Origin of the sequence: Chitinophaga caseinilytica, from assembly GCF_038396765.1 — a bacterium.
Classification (GTDB): Bacteria; Bacteroidota; Bacteroidia; order Chitinophagales; family Chitinophagaceae; genus Chitinophaga; species Chitinophaga caseinilytica.
The window spans coordinates 3,773,102-3,791,942 of sequence record NZ_CP150096.1 but is presented as its reverse complement, the minus strand read 5'-3'; the positions used below and the strand labels follow the sequence as shown (position 1 = coordinate 3,791,942).

Below are 18,841 nucleotides of genomic sequence, written 5' to 3'. Positions count from 1 at the left end.
TCATGCAATCCATCTTCCTGTTCGCCGCCCTTGCCTTCGGGCATCCTGTTCCCGCCGCAGACACCAGCGGGTACGCGCTGGTCTGGTCAGACGAGTTCGAAACGCCCGGCCGCCCGGACCCCGCCAAATGGGATTACGAATCGGGCTTCGTCCGCAACCGGGAGCCGCAATGGTACCGTCCGGAAAACGCCACCTGCAGGGATGGGTTGCTGGTGATTGAAGCCAGGAAAGAGCGCGTTCCCAATCCCGGTTTCGACTCCGCCAGCGGCGACTGGAAGCGCAACCGTCCTTTTGCGGAATACACTTCGTCGTGCCTCATCACCAAAGGCAAATTCGAGTTCACCTACGGCCGGGTGGTTATGCGGGCCAAAATAGACGTCCGCAAAGGGAGCTGGCCCGCATTCTGGATGCTGGGCGCCAAACGCGGCCCCGTTCACTGGCCGGCCTGCGGGGAAGTAGACATCATGGAATTTTACCGCGGCAACCTCCTCGCCAACGCCGCCTGGGAAGGCGAACAGCAAACCGCCTGGGATGAAACCAAATGGCCCGTTGCTACCTGGGGTGGCGATAAATGGGGGGAACAGTTCCATGAATGGGAAATGATCTGGGACGAAAATGAAATGGTGATTTCGGTGGACGGGAAAGTCCTCAACACGATAGACATCAAAGCCGCAAAGAACGCCCGCAAAGGGAACCTCCCCTTCCGCGAAGATTTTTACCTGCTCCTCAATGTAGCCCTGGGCCACGGCGGCGAAGAAATCCCCGACGCCCACATGCCCTCGCGCCTACTGGTGGATTATGTACGGGTGTATCAGCGTTCCGGCAAATAAGATATTCGCAGCAATAGTAAAGCCGTCCCGGAACGAACCGGAACGGCTTTTATTTTCTCACGTAGCAGGTTGGTTTATAAGTTGCCGCGCAGCGCCTGTTCGCGCTCTATTGACTCGAACAGCGCCTTGAAGTTGCCTTTCCCGAAAGATTTGGCGCCCTTGCGCTGGATGATCTCGAAAAACACGGTAGGCCTGTCTTGCAGCGGTTTGGTAAAGATCTGGAGGAGATACCCTTCTTCATCGCGGTCTACCAAGATGCCCAGTTCTTCCAGCGGACGAAGGTCTTCATCGATCTCGCCCACCCTTTCCAGCAAGGTGACGTAGTAAGACGACGGAACGCTCAGAAACTCCACGCCCCTCGCCTGCAGCTCGCCAACGGTATGAACGATATCGTTGGTAGCGATGGCAATGTGCTGTACGCCCGGGCCGCCATAGAAATCAAGGTATTCCTCGATCTGGGATTTCTTTTTGCCTTCGGCCGGTTCGTTGATGGGGAATTTGATCCGCCCGTTGCCGTTGCTCATTACTTTAGACATGAGCGCGGAATATTCGGTGGAGATATCCTTGTCGTCGAAAGACACGAGGTTATGGAAGCCCATGGTTTCGCTGTAGAAATTCACCCATTCGTCCATCTCATTCCAACCCACATTACCCACACAATGGTCTACATACTGCAGGCCGGTGCTGGTAGGCTGGTAACGGCTTTGCCACGGGCGGTACCCCGGCAGGAAGGGCCCCTGGTAATTCTTCCGCTCCACGAAAATGTGAACGGTATCGCCATAGGTATGTATACCGCTGCGCACTACTTCACCGAATTCGTCCTTTTCGACGGTCGGCTCCATATACGGCCTGGCGCCGCGTTTCACGGTTTCTTCGAAAGATTTGCGGGCATCGTCGACCCAGATGGCCAGTACTTTCACGCCATCGCCATGCTGTGCGATATGTTCGGAGATGGGCCCTCCGGGCTTCAACGGCGTCGTTAATACAAAGCGCAGTTTGTTCTGCACCAGCACGTACGATACGCGGTCTTTCACGCCGGTTTCGGGACCTGCGTAAGCGAGCGACTGGAAGCCGAAAGCTGTTTTATAGAAATGCGCGGCCTGTTTGGCATTTCCCACGTAAAACTCCACGTAGTCCGTGCCGTTGAGCGGCAGGAAGTCTGCTGTGTCCTGCGCGGTTGCTGGCTTTACGGTGGCTGTGTTCATAAAAAGATTGTTTTTGGTGTATGATTTTTGATTTTATACGAGTTGCAATGCGTACAGATGCTTATTGATGAAATCGATCTCCTCAGACGTCAGTTTCACGTTGATGGCTGCGGCGTTCTGCTCCGCCTGGCCGGCGTTGCGCGCGCCCACGAGGGCTACGGTGATGCCCGGCCGCTCGATGGTCCAGCGGATGACGAGCTGCGCCAGCGTAGCGTTCTTGCTTTCCGCCAGCGGTTTGATGATGGACAGGAAAGCGTTGATCCTTGCGATGTTATCCGGTTGATAGAAGGGCGTTTTCGGGCGATGGTCACCGGCTTCGAACTGGTGGTCCGGCTTGATTTTGCCGGTGAGGATGCCGCGTTGCAGCGGACTGTACGCCAGGATCGCCTTGTTGTTTTCGATGCAATAAGGCACCAGTTCCTTTTCGATGTTGCGCTCCACCATGCTGAAGGGCACCTGGTTGGAGGCGAGCTTCACCACGGCATCGGCTGCTTTCATTTGCGCTGCGTTGTAATTGCACACGCCCGCTTCGCGGATTTTGCCCTGTTCCTTGAGGCGCAGCACGGCTTCGAAAGTTTCTTCGATGGGCGTGGTAGCGTCTGGCCAGTGGATCTGGTAGAGGTCGATATAATCGGTGCGCATGCGGCGGAGACTGGCTTCGCATTCGCGGATGATGCTGTCTTTCCCGGCGTATTTGTAAATCTCGATGGGTTTTCCGCTGTTGTCCTGGCTGCTGAACGCGAACGTTCCGTTGGTGCCTTCCCAGGTCATGCCGAATTTGGTGAGGAGCTGCACTTTATCGCGCGGGATGCCCACGAGCGCTTCTCCCACGATTTCTTCGCTGGTGCCTTGTCCGTAGATCGGGGCGGTGTCGATAGACGTTACGCCGCGGTCGATGGAGGCGCGGATGGCTTCGGTGGCGTCTTTCCGTTCTGCGCCGCCCCACATCCAGCCGCCGATGGCCCATGCGCCGAAGGTGATGGCGGATACTTTCAGCTCACTGTCTCCTAATTGTCTGTATTCCATGCTTTTATTTTTTCCAAAAGTAGTATTTATTCGGCCCAGCTCATGGTGTAGCGTTCGTCTTCGATGTTCCGCGCATCTTCGGTTACCTGCAGCGGATGGAAGGTGTCTACCATCACGGCGAGCTCTTTGGTTTCTTTTGCGCCGATGCTTTTTTCCACTGCGCCGGGATGCGGCCCGTGCGGGATGCCGCCGGGGTGCAGGGTGATCATGCCGCGGGTTACGTGTTTGCGGCTCATGAAATCACCATCCACATAATACAGCACTTCATCGCTGTCGATATTGCTGTGATTATAGGGCGCGGGAACGGCCAGCGGATGGTAGTCGTACATCCGCGGCACGAACGAGCACACCACGAAATTGTGGCCTTCGAAAGTCTGGTGGACCGGCGGCGGCTGGTGCACGCGGCCGGTGATGGGCTCGAAGTCGTGGATAGACAATGCGAAGGGATATTCGCATCCGTCCCACCCCACTACATCGAACGGGTGATGCCCGTAATGGATCGGGTACATCACGCCTTTTTTCTTGATGTTGATGATGAAATCGCCCGCCTGGTCGATGGTTTCGAGGTCTTTCGGCTGGCGGATGTCGCGCTCGCAGAAGGGTGCGTTTTCCAGGAGTTGGCCGAAAGGGCTGAGGTATCTTTTCGGGAACCGGATCGGGCTGAAAGATTCTACGATGAACAGGCGGTTGTCGCTATTGGAGAATTCGAGCTGATAAATGGTGCCGCGGGGAATAACGAGGTAATCGCCATATCCGAAATCGATGCGGCCGTATTGTGTATGGAGGATGCCGGAGCCTTCGTGAATGAAGAGCAATTCGTCGGCATCCGCGTTTTTATAGAAGTAATCTTTCATGCTGCTGCGCGGGGCAGCGAGGGAAAGATGGCAATCGGCGTTCACCAGCACTGGTTTGCGGGAGGCTAGGTAATCGCTTTCTGGCTGCACCTGGAAGCCCTGAAAACTGCGGTGCTTGAGCATTTTCTCTTCGGCTACGCGGGGCGCGGCGGCGTAGGGATCGTCTACCTTCACGATTTCTGTTGGCGGATGGCAATGGTACAGCAGGGAATAGTGGGACGAGAACCCTTCGGTCGAAAAAAGCTGCTCCGAATACAGGGAGCCGTCCGGCTTTCGGAACTGGGTATGCCGCTTATGCGGAATTTGCCCGAGCGTATGATAATGTGGCATAATTGGTGGAATTGAGCTTTCCCGGCGGCAAGCCGGAAAATGGGTACTACGGTCCTGGTAAATGGGAAGAATGGCCGCAACAAAGAGCCCCCGGCATTATAACGCCGAATCCATGGCGAGAGTTGCCATGAGGAAGCAGTAATTGCTCTGATACTTGTATGTAAGCGAATGATGCATACGTAACTCCGATAAAATTAAGGGAAATTCCAATACATCCATCAAAACCACCTGAAATTTTTTACCTTGGGTCAACCTTTACCTAAAAATACCCTTACCATGTGGCCTCACATCCGTCAGTCGCTGCTCCATACCCTCGAAAATATCGAAACATTTCACAAACCGTTCGCATCCAACTCCCGCCAACTTGGCTTTCTTTCCGCCGCTGTCGGCGTCTTTATCGGGATGATCGTATTCTTTATCGTGGCTTTTCTGAATGGCAGCTCCGATAAACTGGAAGAAGCCGGCTCCCTTACCGTTACTACTTTCGCGGAAGGCATTACCTGCGGGGTACACATCATGGTACTCGCGTCTGCATTTATTGCAGCAAGAATGCTGAAATCCGGAGAACCTGCCGCCACACAATTCGGCCCAGGCGATTTGTAGCCGGAAGGCAGAAAATTTTTCAATCCCGGGATCGTGATTACGCTGATCCTGTATGCGGCATACGAATTTCTGCGGCTGCTCACTTATGCAAATGAAGAATCGTTTTCCTACAACACCATTTATAGCATCGCAGTACATTCCTGGGTGCTCTCCGTAGTATTTAATGCATTTGAAGCCGCGACGGCTATTATGACCGTACTGGTCGTCATGAAAAGCGCAGGGAGAAAGATCAACGACTCCGGCCGGCCGGCCCTCTTCGCCGCTTCCACGATTCTGTTTTTCTGGATCAAACTGATTCAAGTGCTTGTTTCCCTCACCACCGCGATGGTCACCACTCCTTTCCTCGCGCTCATGCCCAATGAAACCCTGGCATACCTCTTTTCAGGAGGAATAACCGTACTTATTTACGTATCGGCCATGATTCCCTGTGCGGCCATCGCCGCCAGTGCCGCGGTTACAGCGATAGATATGCAATTTGATTTGGAAACCCAGGCGCGTCAATAACCGAAACACGTTTGCGCTGGCTGATTACCCGCCTACGCTTCAAAATCAAACTTCTCCTCATCGGCCTCTCCTCCGGCGGCAAAAATCGCATTGATCCTCGGCTGCAGGAACCAAATCCCGATCGGGAAAAACCAAATCAAGAAAAACTCCCCGGCGAAATCGGAAAACGTCACCGGTCTGCGCCATTCCACGGTTTTCAATGCCTTCGCAACAAAGTACATGGAATAAAATATGCAGAACATGGAGAACAGATGAACCGGCACCAGCAATCCAGGTACCAGGAATTCGGGCCCGCTGATGGGTAGATCCACGAAATACGCCCCTGTCATAAAAACGCTAATAGCCAATATATACACCGAAGGGATCAACAGAAACAATTTGAAGCGGCTTAGATTCATTTTCTCCCTGGCCGGTAGCTTTCCCTGGAGATTCACCCCAAGCGTATAAAACCAGCTAAAATAAAGACCGGTTAATACCAAAGATATGATGGGGAGAAAAAATAAAATCAGCATCGGGTCGTTGCCGGAAACCGCCGCGCTGAAGGTCACTATTTGAAATAAGACGGGAACACCGATAAAAAGTGCAAATAATTGCCAATGCTTGAGGTACAGAATTTTTTTCATTCTTTAATTGTTATCCAGGTATAGAAATGTACGGACTGGTATCCGGCAAGGGGTAAATATACAGCAGGATATTCTAATAATTCGCCCACTCAGTTTATACTTGGGCGCATTCCGGAATCGCATTTAGTCATCTATTTGTCATTAAACATACATCCAGCCACCAACCTGCACTCCAGCTATATTACTGCGCATCTGGCAGGCATGCATCCTTTAGAAATTTTCTAAATCTCGCCAAACTGTTTGCATTTTTCAGCAGAATTAATAACCTTTGTCTTATCAACGTCATAAGTTAATAGTGCATTACTCCAGCTCACATATTATCCGTATTGCTTCCCACTCCACCGGAGCAGCGGGCACTATTATCACAACCACAACCATTACAACCCCATCCCGGGGTTAATTTTCACATATCGTCCACCGACCGGGCTTCTCCGGTTCCCAGCAAGCGGGGTGTTTCCCCTTCCGTTTCCTCATTCATCTTGATTCAACATGCAGGTCCTAAAATTCGGCGGCACCTCCGTAGGCAGCGCCCAAGCTATCAGCCAGGTATGCGATATACTAGCCCGTTATAAACGTAAAAGCGTCATGGCCGTAGTCGTATCCGCCATGAGCGGCACCACCGACAAACTCATCCGCTGCGGACATCTCGCCGCGGTCGGCAACGAACAATACCGCGACGTGCTCCGCGAAATCGAACAGCTCCACCTCGACACCGTCCGCAACCTCTTCCCCATCACCGCGCAAAGCGGCCACCTCAGCCAGGTAAAGAAACAGCTCAATCAGCTGGAAGCCTTGCTGGACGGAATTTTCCAGGTCGGGGAAATGTCGGACCGGTGCCGGGACAAAGTCATGAGCTACGGCGAGCTCCTCTCCTCCTGGATGCTGGCCGAAAAACTGCGGCTCGAAGGCCTGAACGCAGCCTGGAAAGACAGCCGCGATCTCATCCTCACCGACAATCATTTCGGCAGCGCGCTCGTCAATTTCGACGCCACCGATCATAATATCACTACTTTCTTCCACCAGCAGCAGGCAGAAATCGTCATCTTCCCCGGTTTCATCGCCTCTAACGCCGATAAAGACACCACCACGCTCGGGCGCGGCGGCTCCGACTACACCGCCGCCATCATCGCAGCGGCCATGGACGCCAGCGTGCTCGAAATCTGGACAGACGTCAGCGGTATGATGACCGCCGACCCGCGCATCGTTCCGCAGGCCATCGCCATCCCACGGATATCTTATGAAGAAGCGATGGAACTGTCGCACTTCGGCGCCAAAGTCATCTATCCGCCCACCATCCAGCCGGTGATGAACCGCAGGATCCCCATCCTCATCAAGAATACTTTCGAGCCCGGGGCCGGCGGCACCCTCATCCAGGACAACGGCGAAAAACCTTACCCGGTAACCGGCATTTCCGGCATCAAGGGCATCGCGCTGCTCACGCTCGAAGGCAGCGGCATGGTGGGCATTCCCGGATTTTCGCGCCGCCTGTTCGACGCGCTGCTCCAGGAACGCGTGAACGTCATCCTCATCACCCAAAGCTCCAGCGAACACTCCATCACCGTGGGCATCAATGAAAGCGACATGCTCAAGGCAAAAGCGGCCGTAGACGGCGAGTTCGCGCAGGAAATCCATGACAAGCGCATCAATCCGCTGACGGTGGAGAAAGACCTTTGCATCGTGGCCGTTGTGGGCGACAATATGAAGAACCACCACGGTATGAGCGGCCGGCTCTTCGGCGCCCTGGGGCGCAATGCCATCAACGTGCGGGCCATCGCGCAGGGATCGACCGAAAAAAATATCTCCGCCGTGATCGGGAAAAACGACCTCCGCAAAGCACTCAACGTTATCCATGAAGTGTTCTTCGAATCGGACACCCGCCAACTGAACATCTTCGTAGCCGGCACCGGCAACGTTGGCGGAAAGCTGCTCGAGCAGCTCCAGCAGCAGGAATCCTACCTCCGCAGCGAGCTCGGTGTGCAGGTGCGCATCATCGCCCTGGCCAACAGCCGCAACATGCATTTCTCCGAAAGCGGCATTCCGCTGGGGAACTGGAAAGACGAACTGAAAAACGGCGAGCCCATGGACCTCGCCGCCTTCGCCGCCCGCATCCCGCAGATGAACCTCCGCAACAGCGTGTTCGTCGACAATACCGCCAGCGAAGCCGTTGCAGGGCTTTACGCTAACTTCCTGCAGCACGGCATTTCGGTGGTAACCTGTAACAAGATCGCGTGCTCGTCGGAATATGCTTCGTATAAACAATTGAAAGACCTGGCCCGCAAGTACAACGCTTCCTTCCTCTTCGAAACCAACGTGGGCGCGGGGCTCCCGGTCATCAATACCCTCAACGACCTCGTGCGCAGCGGCGACAAAGTGCAAACCATCGAAGCCGTGCTGAGTGGCAGCCTGAACTTCGTGTTCAACAATTTCGTGAACGGCGCCAGCTTCCGGCAAGTGGTGAAAGCCGCGCAGGACGAAGGTTACACCGAGCCCGATCCCCGTATCGACCTCAGCGGGAAAGACGTGATGCGCAAAATCCTCATCCTGGCCCGCGAAAGCGGCGCGGTATTGGAAATGGACGATATCGACAACCATTCCTTCCTGCCGGATGCCTGCCTCAACGCAGCCGATGTTCCGGCCTTCTTCGAGCAGCTCGATACCTGCGCGCCGCACTTCGGACAACTGCTGAAAAACGCGGCAGACAAGGGCGAGCGGCTGAAGTTCGTGGCGCGCTACCATATGGGGAAGGCTTCCGTGGGATTGCAGTCCGTAGGCCCGCAGCACCCGTTTTATCAGCTGGAAGGAAAAGACAACATCGTGCTGTTCACCACCCAGCGTTATGCCGCGCAACCGCTGATCGTGAAAGGCGCGGGCGCCGGGGCCGATGTAACGGCTTCGGGCATATTTGCAGACATTATCAGAACCGTTCGTTAAATGAAAGATATGAACCAGGAAAACAAGCCATCCGTTACGGTATTTGCCCCGGCCACCGTAGCCAACGTCGCCTGCGGGTTCGACGTGATCGGGCTGGCGCTGGAAAGCACCGGCGATGAAATGGACATCCGCCTGTCTGACACGCCCGGCGTGCGCATCACTTCCATCGAAGGCGCGAAGCTCCCCTGGAAGCGTCGTTGAACGTAGCGGGCGTGGCTTTGCAGGCGCTGCTGCAGGAATACGGCAAACCGGAAGTGGGCATGGAGATCGCCATCCGCAAAAACATCCATCCCGGCAGCGGTATCGGTTCCAGCGCAGCAAGCGCGGCCGGTGCCGTGGCGGGCGCGAATATGCTGCTCAACGATCATTTTTCCTCCGACGCGCTGATCCGTTTTGCGATGGAAGGCGAGCGCCTCGCCTGCGGCACGCCGCATGCCGACAACGTGGCCCCGGCCATCCTGGGCGGTTTCACGCTCGTGCGGAGCTATCAGCCGCTGGACGTGATCGCCCTGCACACGCCGGCCGACCTCTGGGTGACGGTGATCCATCCCCAGATCGAGGTGCGGACGGCCGATGCGCGGGAGATCCTCAAACAGCAGGTGATGCTCAAAGACGCCATCCGCCAGTGGGGCAACGTAGGCGCGCTCGTAGCCGGGCTGTACCGCGAAGATTATGACCTCATCGCCCGCGCCCTGGAAGACGTCATCGTTGAGCCGATCCGCTCCATACTCATCCCCGCGTTCCACGACCTGAAGCTGCGCTGCCGCGAAGCGGGGGCCCTGGGCGGAGGGATTTCCGGCAGCGGCCCGTCCGTTTTCATGCTTTCCAAAGGGGAAGCCAACGCCCGCACCGTGGCCGCCATGATGGAATCCATCTACGCACCGCTCGGCGTCGACTATCACATTCACGTTTCCCGCATCAGTTCCACCGGCGTAAAAGCCATCAAAGCCCATCAACATGCAGTACTATAGCCTCCAGAACCACCAGCACCGCGTTTCCTTCCGCGAAGCCGTCATCCGCGGCCTGGCGCCCGACAAAGGGCTTTATTTCCCCGTTGAAATACCGCGGCTGGAGAAGGATTTCATCGAAAGGCTCGAAGAATACGATCCCCAATACATCGCCCGCAAGGTGATCCAGCCTTTCGTGGGCGCCGACATTCCCGTACAGGCGCTCACCCAGATCATCCGCGAAACGCTCACTTTCCCTTTCCCGCTCCGGGAAGTGGAAGACAACGTATATGCACTCGAGTTATTCCACGGGCCTACGCTGGCGTTCAAAGACGTGGGCGCCCGGTTCATGGCCGGATGCCTGGGGTATTTCCGGAAAGATGAAGAGAAGCCCGTCACCGTACTGGTAGCCACTTCCGGCGATACCGGCGGCGCCGTGGCCAGCGGGTTCTACGATGTGCCAGGTGTGGAAGTAGTGATCCTCTACCCTTCCGGCAAAGTCAGCGACCTCCAGGAAAAACAGCTCACCACCCTCGGCCGCAACATCCGCGCGCTGGAGATCAAAGGCACGTTCGACGATTGCCAGCGACTGGTGAAAATGGCTTTCCTCGACGAGGAACTGCAGGCCCGGAGGCCCCTCACGTCCGCTAACTCCATCAACGTAGCCAGGTGGCTGCCACAGATGTTTTATTACTTCATGGCGTACCGGAAAGTGAAACAGTGGAAGAAAGAACCCCTGATCTCCGTTCCCAGCGGTAATTTCGGCAACATCTGCGCCGGCATGATGGCCGCTGCGATGGGGCTTCCCATCCCCCATTTCATCGCCTCCACCAACGTGAACGACACCGTGCCGCGATTCATGGAGAACGGCAGATACGAGCCGCAACCCGCCACCGCCACACTATCTAACGCCATGGACGTGGCAGACCCCAGCAACTTCGTGCGCATCCTGCAGCTTTTCGCGCAGAACGACCGGGCGCTGAAAGCCCGTCTTTCCGCTTTCCGCTTCACCGACGAGCAGACCGTTGCCGCGATGGAAGACGTCTACGCCCGCCGCCGCTACCTCATGGACCCGCACGGCGCCGTAGGGTACCTGGGCCTGAAAAAATACATGGAAACGCACCCCGGCCACCTGGGTATTTTCCTGGAAACCGCGCACCCAGTGAAGTTCGCCAACACGATGCCCCCGGGCCTCGCAGACGCTATCCAGGCGCCGGAGCGGATTATGGTGCTCGATGGCATGCAGAAAGAAGCCGTACTGATGGATGCAGACTATAACAAAATGCGCGACTGGCTCCTGCAAACCGCGAAAGCCGCCGTTACGGAGGATGCGAAATAACAGGGATTTCTGTATGTTTGGGCGATGAACACCCGCCATTTACTTTGGGCGCTGCCGGCGCTGTTGTGCGCATGCGGCCAGCAGGCCGATCCCGGAAAACAGCAGCCGGCGCCCGCCGCAGATTCCCTCGCCGTCGCCATTCACAACATGCGGACCGACCTGGCCGTACAACCGAACGATCTGAACCTGCGCGTCTGGCTCGCCAACGCCCTCATCGAACATAACGAATTCGCCGCGGCAGACAGCCAGGCGGCCATCATCGCCCAGGCGCCCGGCAAACTGCCGCAGGCGCTGTATATCCGCGGATTGATCGCATTGCGGCAGCAAGACACCGTCAAATCCATCGAACTGCTGACTTCCGCCATCCACATCCGGCAGGATTCCAGCGAATATGAAGTGGTGATGCTCACGGCGGATATGATCGCCGCGCTCGGCAGCTATGAAAACGCCACGAACTATTACCGCCTTGCCGCCAGGATCGACTCCTCCTCTGCCGAAGCCCCGTTCCTCACCGGCGAGTGCCTGGAAAAAGCGGGAAAGATCCCCGAAGCCTGGGACGAGTTCAGCGAAGCCATCCGCCGCAACCCCGCCTACGCACCGGCCTACATCGCCATCGGCAACCTGCTGGCCGCGCAGGGCAACGCCAAAGACGCGCTCGTGTCTTACAACATGGCCGCAAAAGCCGATCCCACCAACGCAGACGCCTTCTACCGCCGCGGGAAAACCTTGCTGCAACTGGGGAACAAGGCCGCGGGGCTCGACGATCTCACCAAAGCCCTTTCCTTCCGGAAAAATTTCCCCGAAGCGCAACACCTGCTCGATTCGGCTAAAAATCTGTAGTATTGTACCTGCTTGAAAACTCGTAACGCCTTGGAAAAGAAAATACCGCTCATCGCCCCCAGCCTCCTCGCCGCTAATTTTCTCGAAATCGGGAAAGATGTGGAAATGATCAACGACAGCCACGCCGACTGGCTGCATCTCGACGTCATGGACGGCCGCTTCGTGCCCAACATCAGCTTTGGGCTGCCGGTGATTTCCGCCGTTACAAAAATCTCGAAAAAGTGAATGACGTGCACCTCATGATCGAGGAGCCGGAAAAATACGCGGAAGCTTTCGCAAAGGCCGGCGCAGATTACCTGACCGTCCACATCGAAGCCTGCCGCCACCTCCACCGCAACATCCAGCAGATCAAAGGGTTGGGCATGAAAGCCGGTGTAGCCCTTAACCCCCACACTTCCGTGGGCCAGCTGGAAAACATCATCACCGACCTCGACCTGGTGCTCATCATGAGCGTGAACCCCGGTTTCGGCGGCCAGCATTTCATCGAACAAACCTACATCAAGCTCCGCCAGGTGCGCGACCTCATCCGCAGAACGGGCTCCACCGCCCTCATCGAGGTAGACGGCGGCATCACCACGCAAAACGCGGCGCTCGTGGTCGAAGCGGGAGCAGACGTACTAGTAGCCGGCAACACGGTTTTCTCTTCAGCAAACCCTGCCGCCACCATCCGCGAGCTGAAACGCCCCGTTACGGTAACAATGCCATGATAATATCGTTGGTCAAAGGCTTGGTAAGGTAGCCAGACACGAAGTCGAACTGGTCTACCCGCTGCCGGTCGCGCTCGTCGATAGAGGAAGTGAGCACATAAATCCGAATGTCTTTGGCGATCTGATGCCGGATCCCGGCATATACTTCGAGGAATTCCCACCCGTCCATAACAGGCATATTGAGGTCCAGCAGGATCAGGTCCGGCAGGGAAGCCTGGTCTGCGGTATTGACGCGGATATGGTCCAGCACATCCTGTGCGTCAGAGAATTTAGTGACTGCATCAGCGATCCTCAGTCTTTCCAGCATGATTTCAGTGATCTGCTGGTGAATGGGGTCATCGTCTACTATAAAGATCGAATGTAGCGGCTTCATAGAATTGCTATTCGGGCCTGAAGGTAATGATAAATTTCGTTCCTGCACCCAGGTTACTTTCGGCATGTATACTCCCACCCATCGCTTCTATCTGCGTTTTCGTGATAAACAGGCCTATGCCCTTGGCGTCTTTATTTTTATGGAATGTCTTACGGAATCCGAACAATTTGGCGCCATACCGCTCCATATCGATCCCCATGCCGTTGTCTTCCGCCGTCAGCATAATGCCCCCATCCACTGCCCTACTCTTCAGATGCAGGCTGGGCTTGCGTTCCGGCGACCGGTACTTGATGGCGTTGGTGAGGAGGTTTTGCAGGATACTGTCCAGGTAGATGCGCGGATAATCGATATGGGGCGCTTCGGTGAAATCCGCCGTGAGCCGCATGCCGCTCGTTTCCATGTCTACCAGCAGGATATCCTTCACTTTCTGCAACCGGTCCGAAAAAGCCAGCGTTTCCCTTTCCACGTTCAGATCTTTCCGGATCTGCACGATCTCGATCAGGTCGTTGAGCGTTTCGTCGATATTTCGGATCACTTCGGCAAACATCCCCCGGTACATTTCCCGCTCCTGCTCATTCCCCGTTTCGTTCATGATCTGCATGAGCGCCTTCAGGTTGGCGATCGGCGCGCGGAGGTTGTGGGAAGTGATATGCGCGAAGTCTTCCAGCTGCTTGTTCTGGTTGACGAGGAATTTATTGAGGGAAGACAGCTGCTCGTTCGCTTTCCGCAATTCCCGCTGCATCTTTTTGCTGTCGGTAATATTGCGGGTAAAGATGGAAATGCTGCCGTCCTGCATGGGCGCCAGCAGGAATTCGTACCATTTATCGAGCTGCGGGAGGTAGTTCGAGAACGAAACGGGCGCCTGCGCCTCGATGCATTGCCGTACGCGGGCATGGAACGTAGACCCCACCAGCGAAGGGAACACTTCAAAAATATTGCGCCCTATCACCTTGCCATGGTCCACGATCTCCTGGGCCTTCCGGTTGATGAAGTTGACCTTCCCTTCCTTGTCCATCACGGCGTACCCCATATCGATGGTGTCGAAGAACAACCGCATGAGCTCGGCGTTCCGGGTGAGCTGGTTCCGGATGCGGAACTGCTCCGTCACGTCCTGGATCACCCCGTAAATCCGCACGATCCGCCCGTTGCGGTATTCCGGCTTCCCGATCACGCGGGCCTGCAGCGTGTTGTTGCGCGCCGTGATGATGGTCACCTGCAGATCGTACGCCTTCCCGCGGCTCATGCACGCGGCGATGGCCTGGTCCATCCGCGCGCGGGACTCGGGCTCGTAGAACGACAGGGCCTTTTCCACGTTGATGGTGGCATAGGGCGGCAGTTCGTGGATTTTATAGGTTTGTCCGCTCCACCGCAGGTGCCTGGAGGCCATGTCCATCTCCCAGCCACCGATCTTCCCGATCTCGCCCGTTTGCAGGAGCGATTCCTGGACTTTGGTGCTTTCCAGCTCCTGGCGCTTCTTTTCGGTGATGTCGTTCACCAGCGCCACCACGATCTGGTCTTTGTCTACGGGGTCTTCTACCGGGAACATGGTGAGGTCGAGGAAAATTTCCCGGTCGATCTTCCCGGCGCCGGTATGCACCTGGAACTCGAGTTTCTTCTCCAGCCGCACCACTTTCCCCCGTTGCAATACTTCCATGAAAAGCTGGTCGAGCTCGAAGAGCCGCGCGAAAGGGTCTTGCACGAGATTGCTGTCTGGCTGCTCTTCCAGGCCGGTGCTGGCGAAAAATTTGCGCTGCGTCTGGTTGACGCGACGGATAAACCCGAAGTTGTCGAATTGAATATACCCGACCGGCAGGTTCTCGACGATGGTGTGCAGGAGCCGTTCGCTCTTTTCGAGGCTGAGCACGGCCAGTTTCTTTTCGGTGATCTCGCTGAGGATGATGAAGAGGCACTCGATGTCGCCCTGGAGGTCGAGCACGGGAAAACCGGTCACTTCATAATACATCGGCTGGATGCGGGTCACGTTTTCATCGTGAAGCTCCTGGTATTTGAGCATCATTTCCCGTTTGACGGGCGCTTTATGTTGTTTTACTTCGTCGAGCAAGGCCGAAAGGCCGTTGCGGCGGTTGAAGGGATCGTCGAAAACGTTATAGGGCGCGGAGTTGGCGGCATGATTGGCGCCGAGGATGATGCGCTGGGCGCCGTTCATGTTGCGATGCCAACCTTCGGGCGTGAATTCCTGGAGGCCGACGGGGAGGTTTTCGAGGACGGACCGGAAGAAGCGTTCGTTTTCACGGGCTTCGGTTTCGGCCTGTATGTTGCGGATCACCATCATGACCTGGAATACCTCTTTGCGGTCGTTCAGCAGGGGGCTGCAGGAAACCTGGTAGCGGAGGGGCGGTTGGCCGTACTGCAGTTCGAAGGCCACGCGATGGCCGCCGAGGGCGCTGGCCCAGTGGTGCATGGAATGTTCGGCGATGCCGGGATGGAGGTCTGCCAGCCGGCGAAGACTATCTCCTGGCTGAAGGGCAAAGCCGAGGTGGCGGCGGCTTTCTTCGGAGAAAGCGCTGTTCACCGTTACCAGGCGCAATTGCGTGTCGAACACGGCTACGGGGTCTGGAAGGGCTTCGATCACCTGTGTCAGCAAAGGATCGATCATCGGGATGGACTGTTAGGCATAGGCTAGTTGATGCGCGAATGTAGTCAATATATTACACAAAATTAACTTATCAGTATGGGAATTAAGGGGAATGGAACGGATGTTGAAAATTTCACGGGGGCTGAAATGATTTGTTAAGTCATGATGATATATCTTTGACGCAGGAAACAAATAATCATTTTTTTACGTTAATTTATAGCAGATTAATACTCAAATGAAAGTTTTAATTATCATGGGCTCGGAAAGCGATAAGCCCGTAATGCAGGAATCTCAGAACCACTTACAGTTCTTTGGCATCGAAAACGAAATGGTTGTGGCTTCTGCCCACCGTAATCCCGACAAGGTTCGCGAGATCGTTGTGAACGCGCAATCCCAGGGTTACGGCGTGATTATTGCAGCAGCAGGTATGGCGGCGGCATTGCCCGGCGTAGTATCTGCCTATACTTCCCTCCCTGTACTGGGTGTTCCCCTGGACGGTGGTTTACCGGGCGGTATCGATGCGCTGTACTCCATTGTACAGATGCCCGCAGGCCTGCCCGTAGGCACCCTGGCCGTAGGTAAAGCCGGTGCGCGCAACGCGGCGGTACTCGCAGCACGCATCCTCGCTCTTGGCAACAAGCAAATCGCTGAACGCGTAGAAGCGTTCAAACAGAACGGATACCGGATCTGATCCAGTCTCTGAATAAAGAACGGCGGGCGCATCCCGTCCGCCGTTCTACCTCAAACGCACTGTTCAGATTCCGAAACTATGGACAAGATTAAATCGAACCGCACTTGACAGAATCCATCATTAACCTGGACAGCGTAAACCCGATCGAGTTTTTCGGGGTTAACAACGGAAAACTGGACTTACTAAAGAAAAAGTTCCCTCTACTGAAGATCCTCAGCCGCGGCACGCAGCTGAAATTGTCGGGCGCTCCTGAAGAAGTGGCCACCGCCCGCGAAAAGATCGGTCAGATCGTCAGCTACCTCGAGCGGAACGGCCACCTCAGCGAAAACTATTTTGAACAGATCCTCGGAGAGGAAGAAGGCTCCGGCATCGACCATTTCAAGGACCGCAATCCCAACGACGTGCTCGTTTTCGGCCCCAACGGCCGCACCGTGCGCGCCAAAACGGCCAACCAGAAGAAAATGGTGACCCTGGCAGACAAGAACGACATCGTGTTCGCCATCGGCCCCGCCGGTACCGGTAAAACCTACACGGCCGTCGCCCTCGCCGTCCGCGCCCTCAAAAACAAAGCCGTCCGCAAGATCATCCTCACCCGCCCCGCGGTAGAAGCCGGCGAAAGCCTCGGGTTCCTGCCGGGCGACCTGAAGGAAAAGATCGACCCGTACCTGCGGCCTTTGTACGACGCGCTCGACGATATGATCCCGCCAGACAAGCTCAACTATTTCATGACCAACCGGATCATCGAAATAGCCCCCCTCGCCTATATGCGCGGCCGTACCCTCGATAACGCCTTCATTCTGCTGGACGAGGCCCAGAACTCCACAGACCTGCAGATGAAGATGTTCCTCACCCGTATCGGCTCCTCCGCCAAAGCGATCATCACGGGAGACCTTACCCAGATCGACCTTCCGAAAAACCAGAAGAGCGGCCTCGGCAAAGCAGCCCGCATCCTCCGGAACGTGGACGGGATCGGTTACCTGGAGCTCGACGAAGAAGACGTGGTTCGCCACCGCCTGGTAAAAGCCATCATCAAGGCCTACGACCAAGCCGCGGCACAGGAAGAAGAACGCGAAAAGGAAAGGGAAAAAGAACGGGAACACCACCATCAGAAAGATCATAAGGACCATAAGCAGAAGGACCACAATTAACACGGCCTTAACAGCCGTTGTCGTAAGTTGTGCAATTGGAAGATTCCATCTACTTTTGCGGTAAGACATAATAAACATTAACCTATCAACCACATGAGCTATTATAGGCGATTTTTATACCTTATGTGCGCATCGGGCCTGGCGCTCAGCATTAGCAGCTGCAAGAAAAAACCCGAGCCGCAGGAGGTTGCCTTGGAGTTTATGCACGCTATCCAGGAATCGAATTTCGAACGTGCCAAAGAATACGCCACGAAAGAATCCCAGTCGGTGATCCTCCTGTATTCCATTTTCGACGGCAAACGCAATGAAAATGAACGGGAAAAGATCAAAAACGCCAAGCTGAAAGTGGTAAACCACGACGAAGAAGGCGATAAAGCCACCGTCACCATCCTCAACTCCTCCGTGAGCTCTCAGGAAACCCTTCACCTCGTGAAGGAAGACGGACAGTGGAAAATATCCCTCACCCTCGAAAGCATCCTCCCGACTTCCGTCCCCCCCGGCACCATGGACATGAACTCCATGTCGCCCGTTGTACCCGTGGATTCGGCGCTCGTAAAATGATCTCTCCCAATTTTTTATAGCTATTCCCGGTTTGTTCATTAATTTTGCGCACTGAACAAACCGGGTTTTCTTATCCGGCCGGGTTGAACTTCAACCCGTTCGCCGTTTTTACCCGTCAGTAAACGAGATTGATATCATATTTTTTTAAAGCAAGATTGAATGACGACAACGAATCCATGGCACAGCGTAAGCCCCGGCGAAAATGCCCCCCACACGGTAACCGGCATTATCGAAATCCCGAAGGGCTCCCGTGCCAAGTATGAACTCGACAAAGACAGCGGCCTGCTGAAACTGGACCGTGTGCTGTATTCCTCCGTGTATTACCCCGCCAACTACGGCTTCATCCCGAAAACATATTGCGACGATAATGACCCGCTGGATATCCTCATCCTCTCCCAGATCGAAGTGGTACCCATGTGCATCATGGACGCCAAAGTGATCGGGGTTATGCAGATGATCGACGGCGGCGAGGCAGACGACAAGATCATCGCCGTGGCAGCGCACGACATGAGCGTGGCCCATATCAACGATATCTCCGAGCTCCCCCGCACTTGCTGAGCGAGATCCGCCACTTCTTCGAAGAGTATAAAACCCTGGAAAAGAAGACGGTAAAAGTGGAAGAATTCGGTAATAAAGCCAAAGCGGAAGAAATCATCCGCGACGCTTTCGAACTGTACAACAAGACCTTCACGCAGCAATAACTGCCTGCAAAAACGCACATATAGCCGCCGGG

At 55.5% G+C, this 18,841-nt stretch carries 19 protein-coding genes and 1 pseudogene; 14 read left to right on the top strand and 6 right to left on the bottom strand.

What is annotated here, in order from left to right; all coding sequences use genetic code 11:
• Window positions 1–2 precede the first annotated feature (2 nt).
• The gene (locus WJU22_RS15505; RefSeq protein WP_341839093.1) at window positions 3–830 is read left to right on the top strand and encodes a glycoside hydrolase family 16 protein; all 828 of its coding nucleotides are present in this window, start codon (window positions 3–5) and stop codon (window positions 828–830) included.
• A gap of 74 nt (window positions 831–904) precedes the next feature.
• On the opposite strand, the gene hppD is transcribed toward WJU22_RS15505, so the two are convergent.
• Genes hppD through WJU22_RS15490 form a run of 3 tightly spaced genes read right to left on the bottom strand, consistent with a single transcriptional unit; the run spans window position 905 to window position 4,245 of the window.
• Window positions 905–2,035, bottom strand: a complete 1,131-nt coding sequence (gene hppD / locus WJU22_RS15500) for a 4-hydroxyphenylpyruvate dioxygenase (protein ID WP_341839092.1) — start codon at window positions 2,033–2,035, stop codon at window positions 905–907.
• A gap of 33 nt (window positions 2,036–2,068) precedes the next feature.
• A complete protein-coding gene (locus WJU22_RS15495) occupies window positions 2,069–3,061 on the bottom strand; it encodes an aldo/keto reductase (protein ID WP_341839091.1) in 993 nt (330 codons plus the stop codon).
• Between the two features lie 26 nt (window positions 3,062–3,087).
• Window positions 3,088–4,245, bottom strand: a complete 1,158-nt coding sequence (locus tag WJU22_RS15490; protein WP_341839090.1) for a homogentisate 1,2-dioxygenase — start codon at window positions 4,243–4,245, stop codon at window positions 3,088–3,090.
• 276 nt (window positions 4,246–4,521) lie between these two features.
• On the opposite strand from WJU22_RS15490, the gene WJU22_RS15485 reads away from it, so the two are divergent.
• Window positions 4,522–4,848 (top strand): hypothetical protein, encoded by a 327-nt coding sequence (locus WJU22_RS15485; protein WP_341839089.1) that lies wholly within the window; start codon window positions 4,522–4,524, stop codon window positions 4,846–4,848.
• A 33-nt stretch (window positions 4,849–4,881) separates the two neighbouring features.
• Window positions 4,882–5,352: a hypothetical protein gene (locus WJU22_RS15480; RefSeq protein ID WP_341839088.1), complete on the top strand. Its 471-nt coding sequence runs from the start codon at window positions 4,882–4,884 to the stop codon at window positions 5,350–5,352.
• Between the two features lie 32 nt (window positions 5,353–5,384).
• Here the strand turns inward: WJU22_RS15480 and WJU22_RS15475 are convergent, their stop codons facing one another.
• On the bottom strand, window positions 5,385–5,975 hold the full coding sequence (locus tag WJU22_RS15475) for a hypothetical protein (protein ID WP_341839087.1): 591 nt from the start codon (window positions 5,973–5,975) through the stop codon (window positions 5,385–5,387).
• A 489-nt stretch (window positions 5,976–6,464) separates the two neighbouring features.
• Here WJU22_RS15475 and thrA point away from each other — a divergent pair, with 489 nt between their 5' ends.
• The 7 genes from thrA to WJU22_RS15440 are packed head-to-tail and all read left to right on the top strand — an operon-like array spanning window position 6,465 to window position 12,739.
• Window positions 6,465–8,906 carry a bifunctional aspartate kinase/homoserine dehydrogenase I gene (gene thrA, locus WJU22_RS15470; protein ID WP_341839086.1) on the top strand — a complete coding sequence of 814 codons (2,442 nt, stop codon included), beginning with the start codon at window positions 6,465–6,467 and terminating at the stop codon, window positions 8,904–8,906.
• Window positions 8,907–9,107, top strand: a complete 201-nt coding sequence (locus tag WJU22_RS15465; protein ID WP_341839085.1) for a hypothetical protein — start codon at window positions 8,907–8,909, stop codon at window positions 9,105–9,107. It abuts the gene before it with no gap.
• Entirely contained in the window at window positions 9,104–9,877 is a 774-nt protein-coding gene (locus WJU22_RS15460) for a homoserine kinase (RefSeq protein ID WP_341839084.1), read from the top strand. The genes WJU22_RS15465 and WJU22_RS15460 overlap by 4 nt, the downstream gene beginning before the upstream one ends.
• Window positions 9,864–11,192 carry a threonine synthase gene (gene thrC / locus WJU22_RS15455; protein WP_341839083.1) on the top strand — a complete coding sequence of 443 codons (1,329 nt, stop codon included), beginning with the start codon at window positions 9,864–9,866 and terminating at the stop codon, window positions 11,190–11,192. The genes WJU22_RS15460 and thrC overlap by 14 nt, the downstream gene beginning before the upstream one ends.
• Window positions 11,193–11,216: 24 nt before the next feature.
• The gene (locus WJU22_RS15450; protein ID WP_341839082.1) at window positions 11,217–12,032 is read left to right on the top strand and encodes a tetratricopeptide repeat protein; all 816 of its coding nucleotides are present in this window, start codon (window positions 11,217–11,219) and stop codon (window positions 12,030–12,032) included.
• A gap of 30 nt (window positions 12,033–12,062) precedes the next feature.
• Window positions 12,063–12,257 carry a hypothetical protein gene (locus tag WJU22_RS15445; RefSeq protein WP_341839081.1) on the top strand — a complete coding sequence of 65 codons (195 nt, stop codon included), beginning with the start codon at window positions 12,063–12,065 and terminating at the stop codon, window positions 12,255–12,257.
• Window positions 12,254–12,739 (top strand): ribulose-phosphate 3-epimerase, encoded by a 486-nt coding sequence (locus WJU22_RS15440; protein WP_341839080.1) that lies wholly within the window; start codon window positions 12,254–12,256, stop codon window positions 12,737–12,739. Before WJU22_RS15445 ends, WJU22_RS15440 begins: the two co-directional genes overlap by 4 nt.
• Here the strand turns inward: WJU22_RS15440 and WJU22_RS15435 are convergent.
• Together WJU22_RS15435 and WJU22_RS15430 are read right to left on the bottom strand one after the other, a co-directional pair.
• A complete protein-coding gene (locus WJU22_RS15435; RefSeq protein ID WP_164714409.1) occupies window positions 12,720–13,112 on the bottom strand; it encodes a response regulator in 393 nt (130 codons plus the stop codon). The genes WJU22_RS15440 and WJU22_RS15435 overlap by 20 nt on opposite strands.
• A 7-nt stretch (window positions 13,113–13,119) precedes the next feature.
• Window positions 13,120–15,729 (bottom strand): PAS domain-containing protein, encoded by a 2,610-nt coding sequence (locus WJU22_RS15430; protein WP_341839079.1) that lies wholly within the window; start codon window positions 15,727–15,729, stop codon window positions 13,120–13,122.
• Window positions 15,730–15,943: 214 nt separating this feature from the next.
• On the opposite strand from WJU22_RS15430, the gene purE reads away from it, so the two are divergent.
• The 4 genes and pseudogenes from purE to WJU22_RS15410 all read left to right on the top strand — a co-directional run bounded on the left by purE (window position 15,944) and on the right by WJU22_RS15410 (window position 18,809).
• Window positions 15,944–16,399 (top strand): 5-(carboxyamino)imidazole ribonucleotide mutase, encoded by a 456-nt coding sequence (purE, locus tag WJU22_RS15425; protein ID WP_341839078.1) that lies wholly within the window; start codon window positions 15,944–15,946, stop codon window positions 16,397–16,399.
• 104 nt (window positions 16,400–16,503) lie between these two features.
• Window positions 16,504–17,547 (top strand): PhoH family protein, encoded by a 1,044-nt coding sequence (locus WJU22_RS15420; RefSeq protein WP_341839077.1) that lies wholly within the window; start codon window positions 16,504–16,506, stop codon window positions 17,545–17,547.
• A 93-nt stretch (window positions 17,548–17,640) separates the two neighbouring features.
• Window positions 17,641–18,108 carry a DUF4878 domain-containing protein gene (locus tag WJU22_RS15415; protein ID WP_341839076.1) on the top strand — a complete coding sequence of 156 codons (468 nt, stop codon included), beginning with the start codon at window positions 17,641–17,643 and terminating at the stop codon, window positions 18,106–18,108.
• Between the two features lie 159 nt (window positions 18,109–18,267).
• Window positions 18,268–18,809: pseudogene (locus WJU22_RS15410) on the top strand (inorganic diphosphatase).
• The last annotated feature ends 32 nt before the right edge of the window (window positions 18,810–18,841 follow it).

What these genes read in the sequence shown, in the direction of transcription:
- WJU22_RS15465 (WP_341839085.1), top strand. Translation starts at nt 8,907, where the DNA reads ATGAAAGATATGAACCAGGAAAACAAGCCATCCGTTACGGTATTTGCC.
- WJU22_RS15435 (WP_164714409.1), bottom strand. Translation starts at nt 13,112, where the DNA reads ATGAAGCCGCTACATTCGATCTTTATAGTAGACGATGACCCCATTCAC.
- WJU22_RS15475 (WP_341839087.1), bottom strand. Translation starts at nt 5,975, where the DNA reads ATGAAAAAAATTCTGTACCTCAAGCATTGGCAATTATTTGCACTTTTT.
- WJU22_RS15490 (WP_341839090.1), bottom strand. Translation starts at nt 4,245, where the DNA reads ATGCCACATTATCATACGCTCGGGCAAATTCCGCATAAGCGGCATACC.
- thrC (WP_341839083.1), top strand. Translation starts at nt 9,864, where the DNA reads ATGCAGTACTATAGCCTCCAGAACCACCAGCACCGCGTTTCCTTCCGC.
- WJU22_RS15415 (WP_341839076.1), top strand. Translation starts at nt 17,641, where the DNA reads ATGAGCTATTATAGGCGATTTTTATACCTTATGTGCGCATCGGGCCTG.
- WJU22_RS15495 (WP_341839091.1), bottom strand. Translation starts at nt 3,061, where the DNA reads ATGGAATACAGACAATTAGGAGACAGTGAGCTGAAAGTATCCGCCATC.
- purE (WP_341839078.1), top strand. Translation starts at nt 15,944, where the DNA reads ATGAAAGTTTTAATTATCATGGGCTCGGAAAGCGATAAGCCCGTAATG.
- thrA (WP_341839086.1), top strand. Translation starts at nt 6,465, where the DNA reads ATGCAGGTCCTAAAATTCGGCGGCACCTCCGTAGGCAGCGCCCAAGCT.
- WJU22_RS15450 (WP_341839082.1), top strand. Translation starts at nt 11,217, where the DNA reads ATGAACACCCGCCATTTACTTTGGGCGCTGCCGGCGCTGTTGTGCGCA.
- hppD (WP_341839092.1), bottom strand. Translation starts at nt 2,035, where the DNA reads ATGAACACAGCCACCGTAAAGCCAGCAACCGCGCAGGACACAGCAGAC.
- WJU22_RS15485 (WP_341839089.1), top strand. Translation starts at nt 4,522, where the DNA reads ATGTGGCCTCACATCCGTCAGTCGCTGCTCCATACCCTCGAAAATATC.
- WJU22_RS15430 (WP_341839079.1), bottom strand. Translation starts at nt 15,729, where the DNA reads ATGATCGATCCTTTGCTGACACAGGTGATCGAAGCCCTTCCAGACCCC.
- WJU22_RS15505 (WP_341839093.1), top strand. Translation starts at nt 3, where the DNA reads ATGCAATCCATCTTCCTGTTCGCCGCCCTTGCCTTCGGGCATCCTGTT.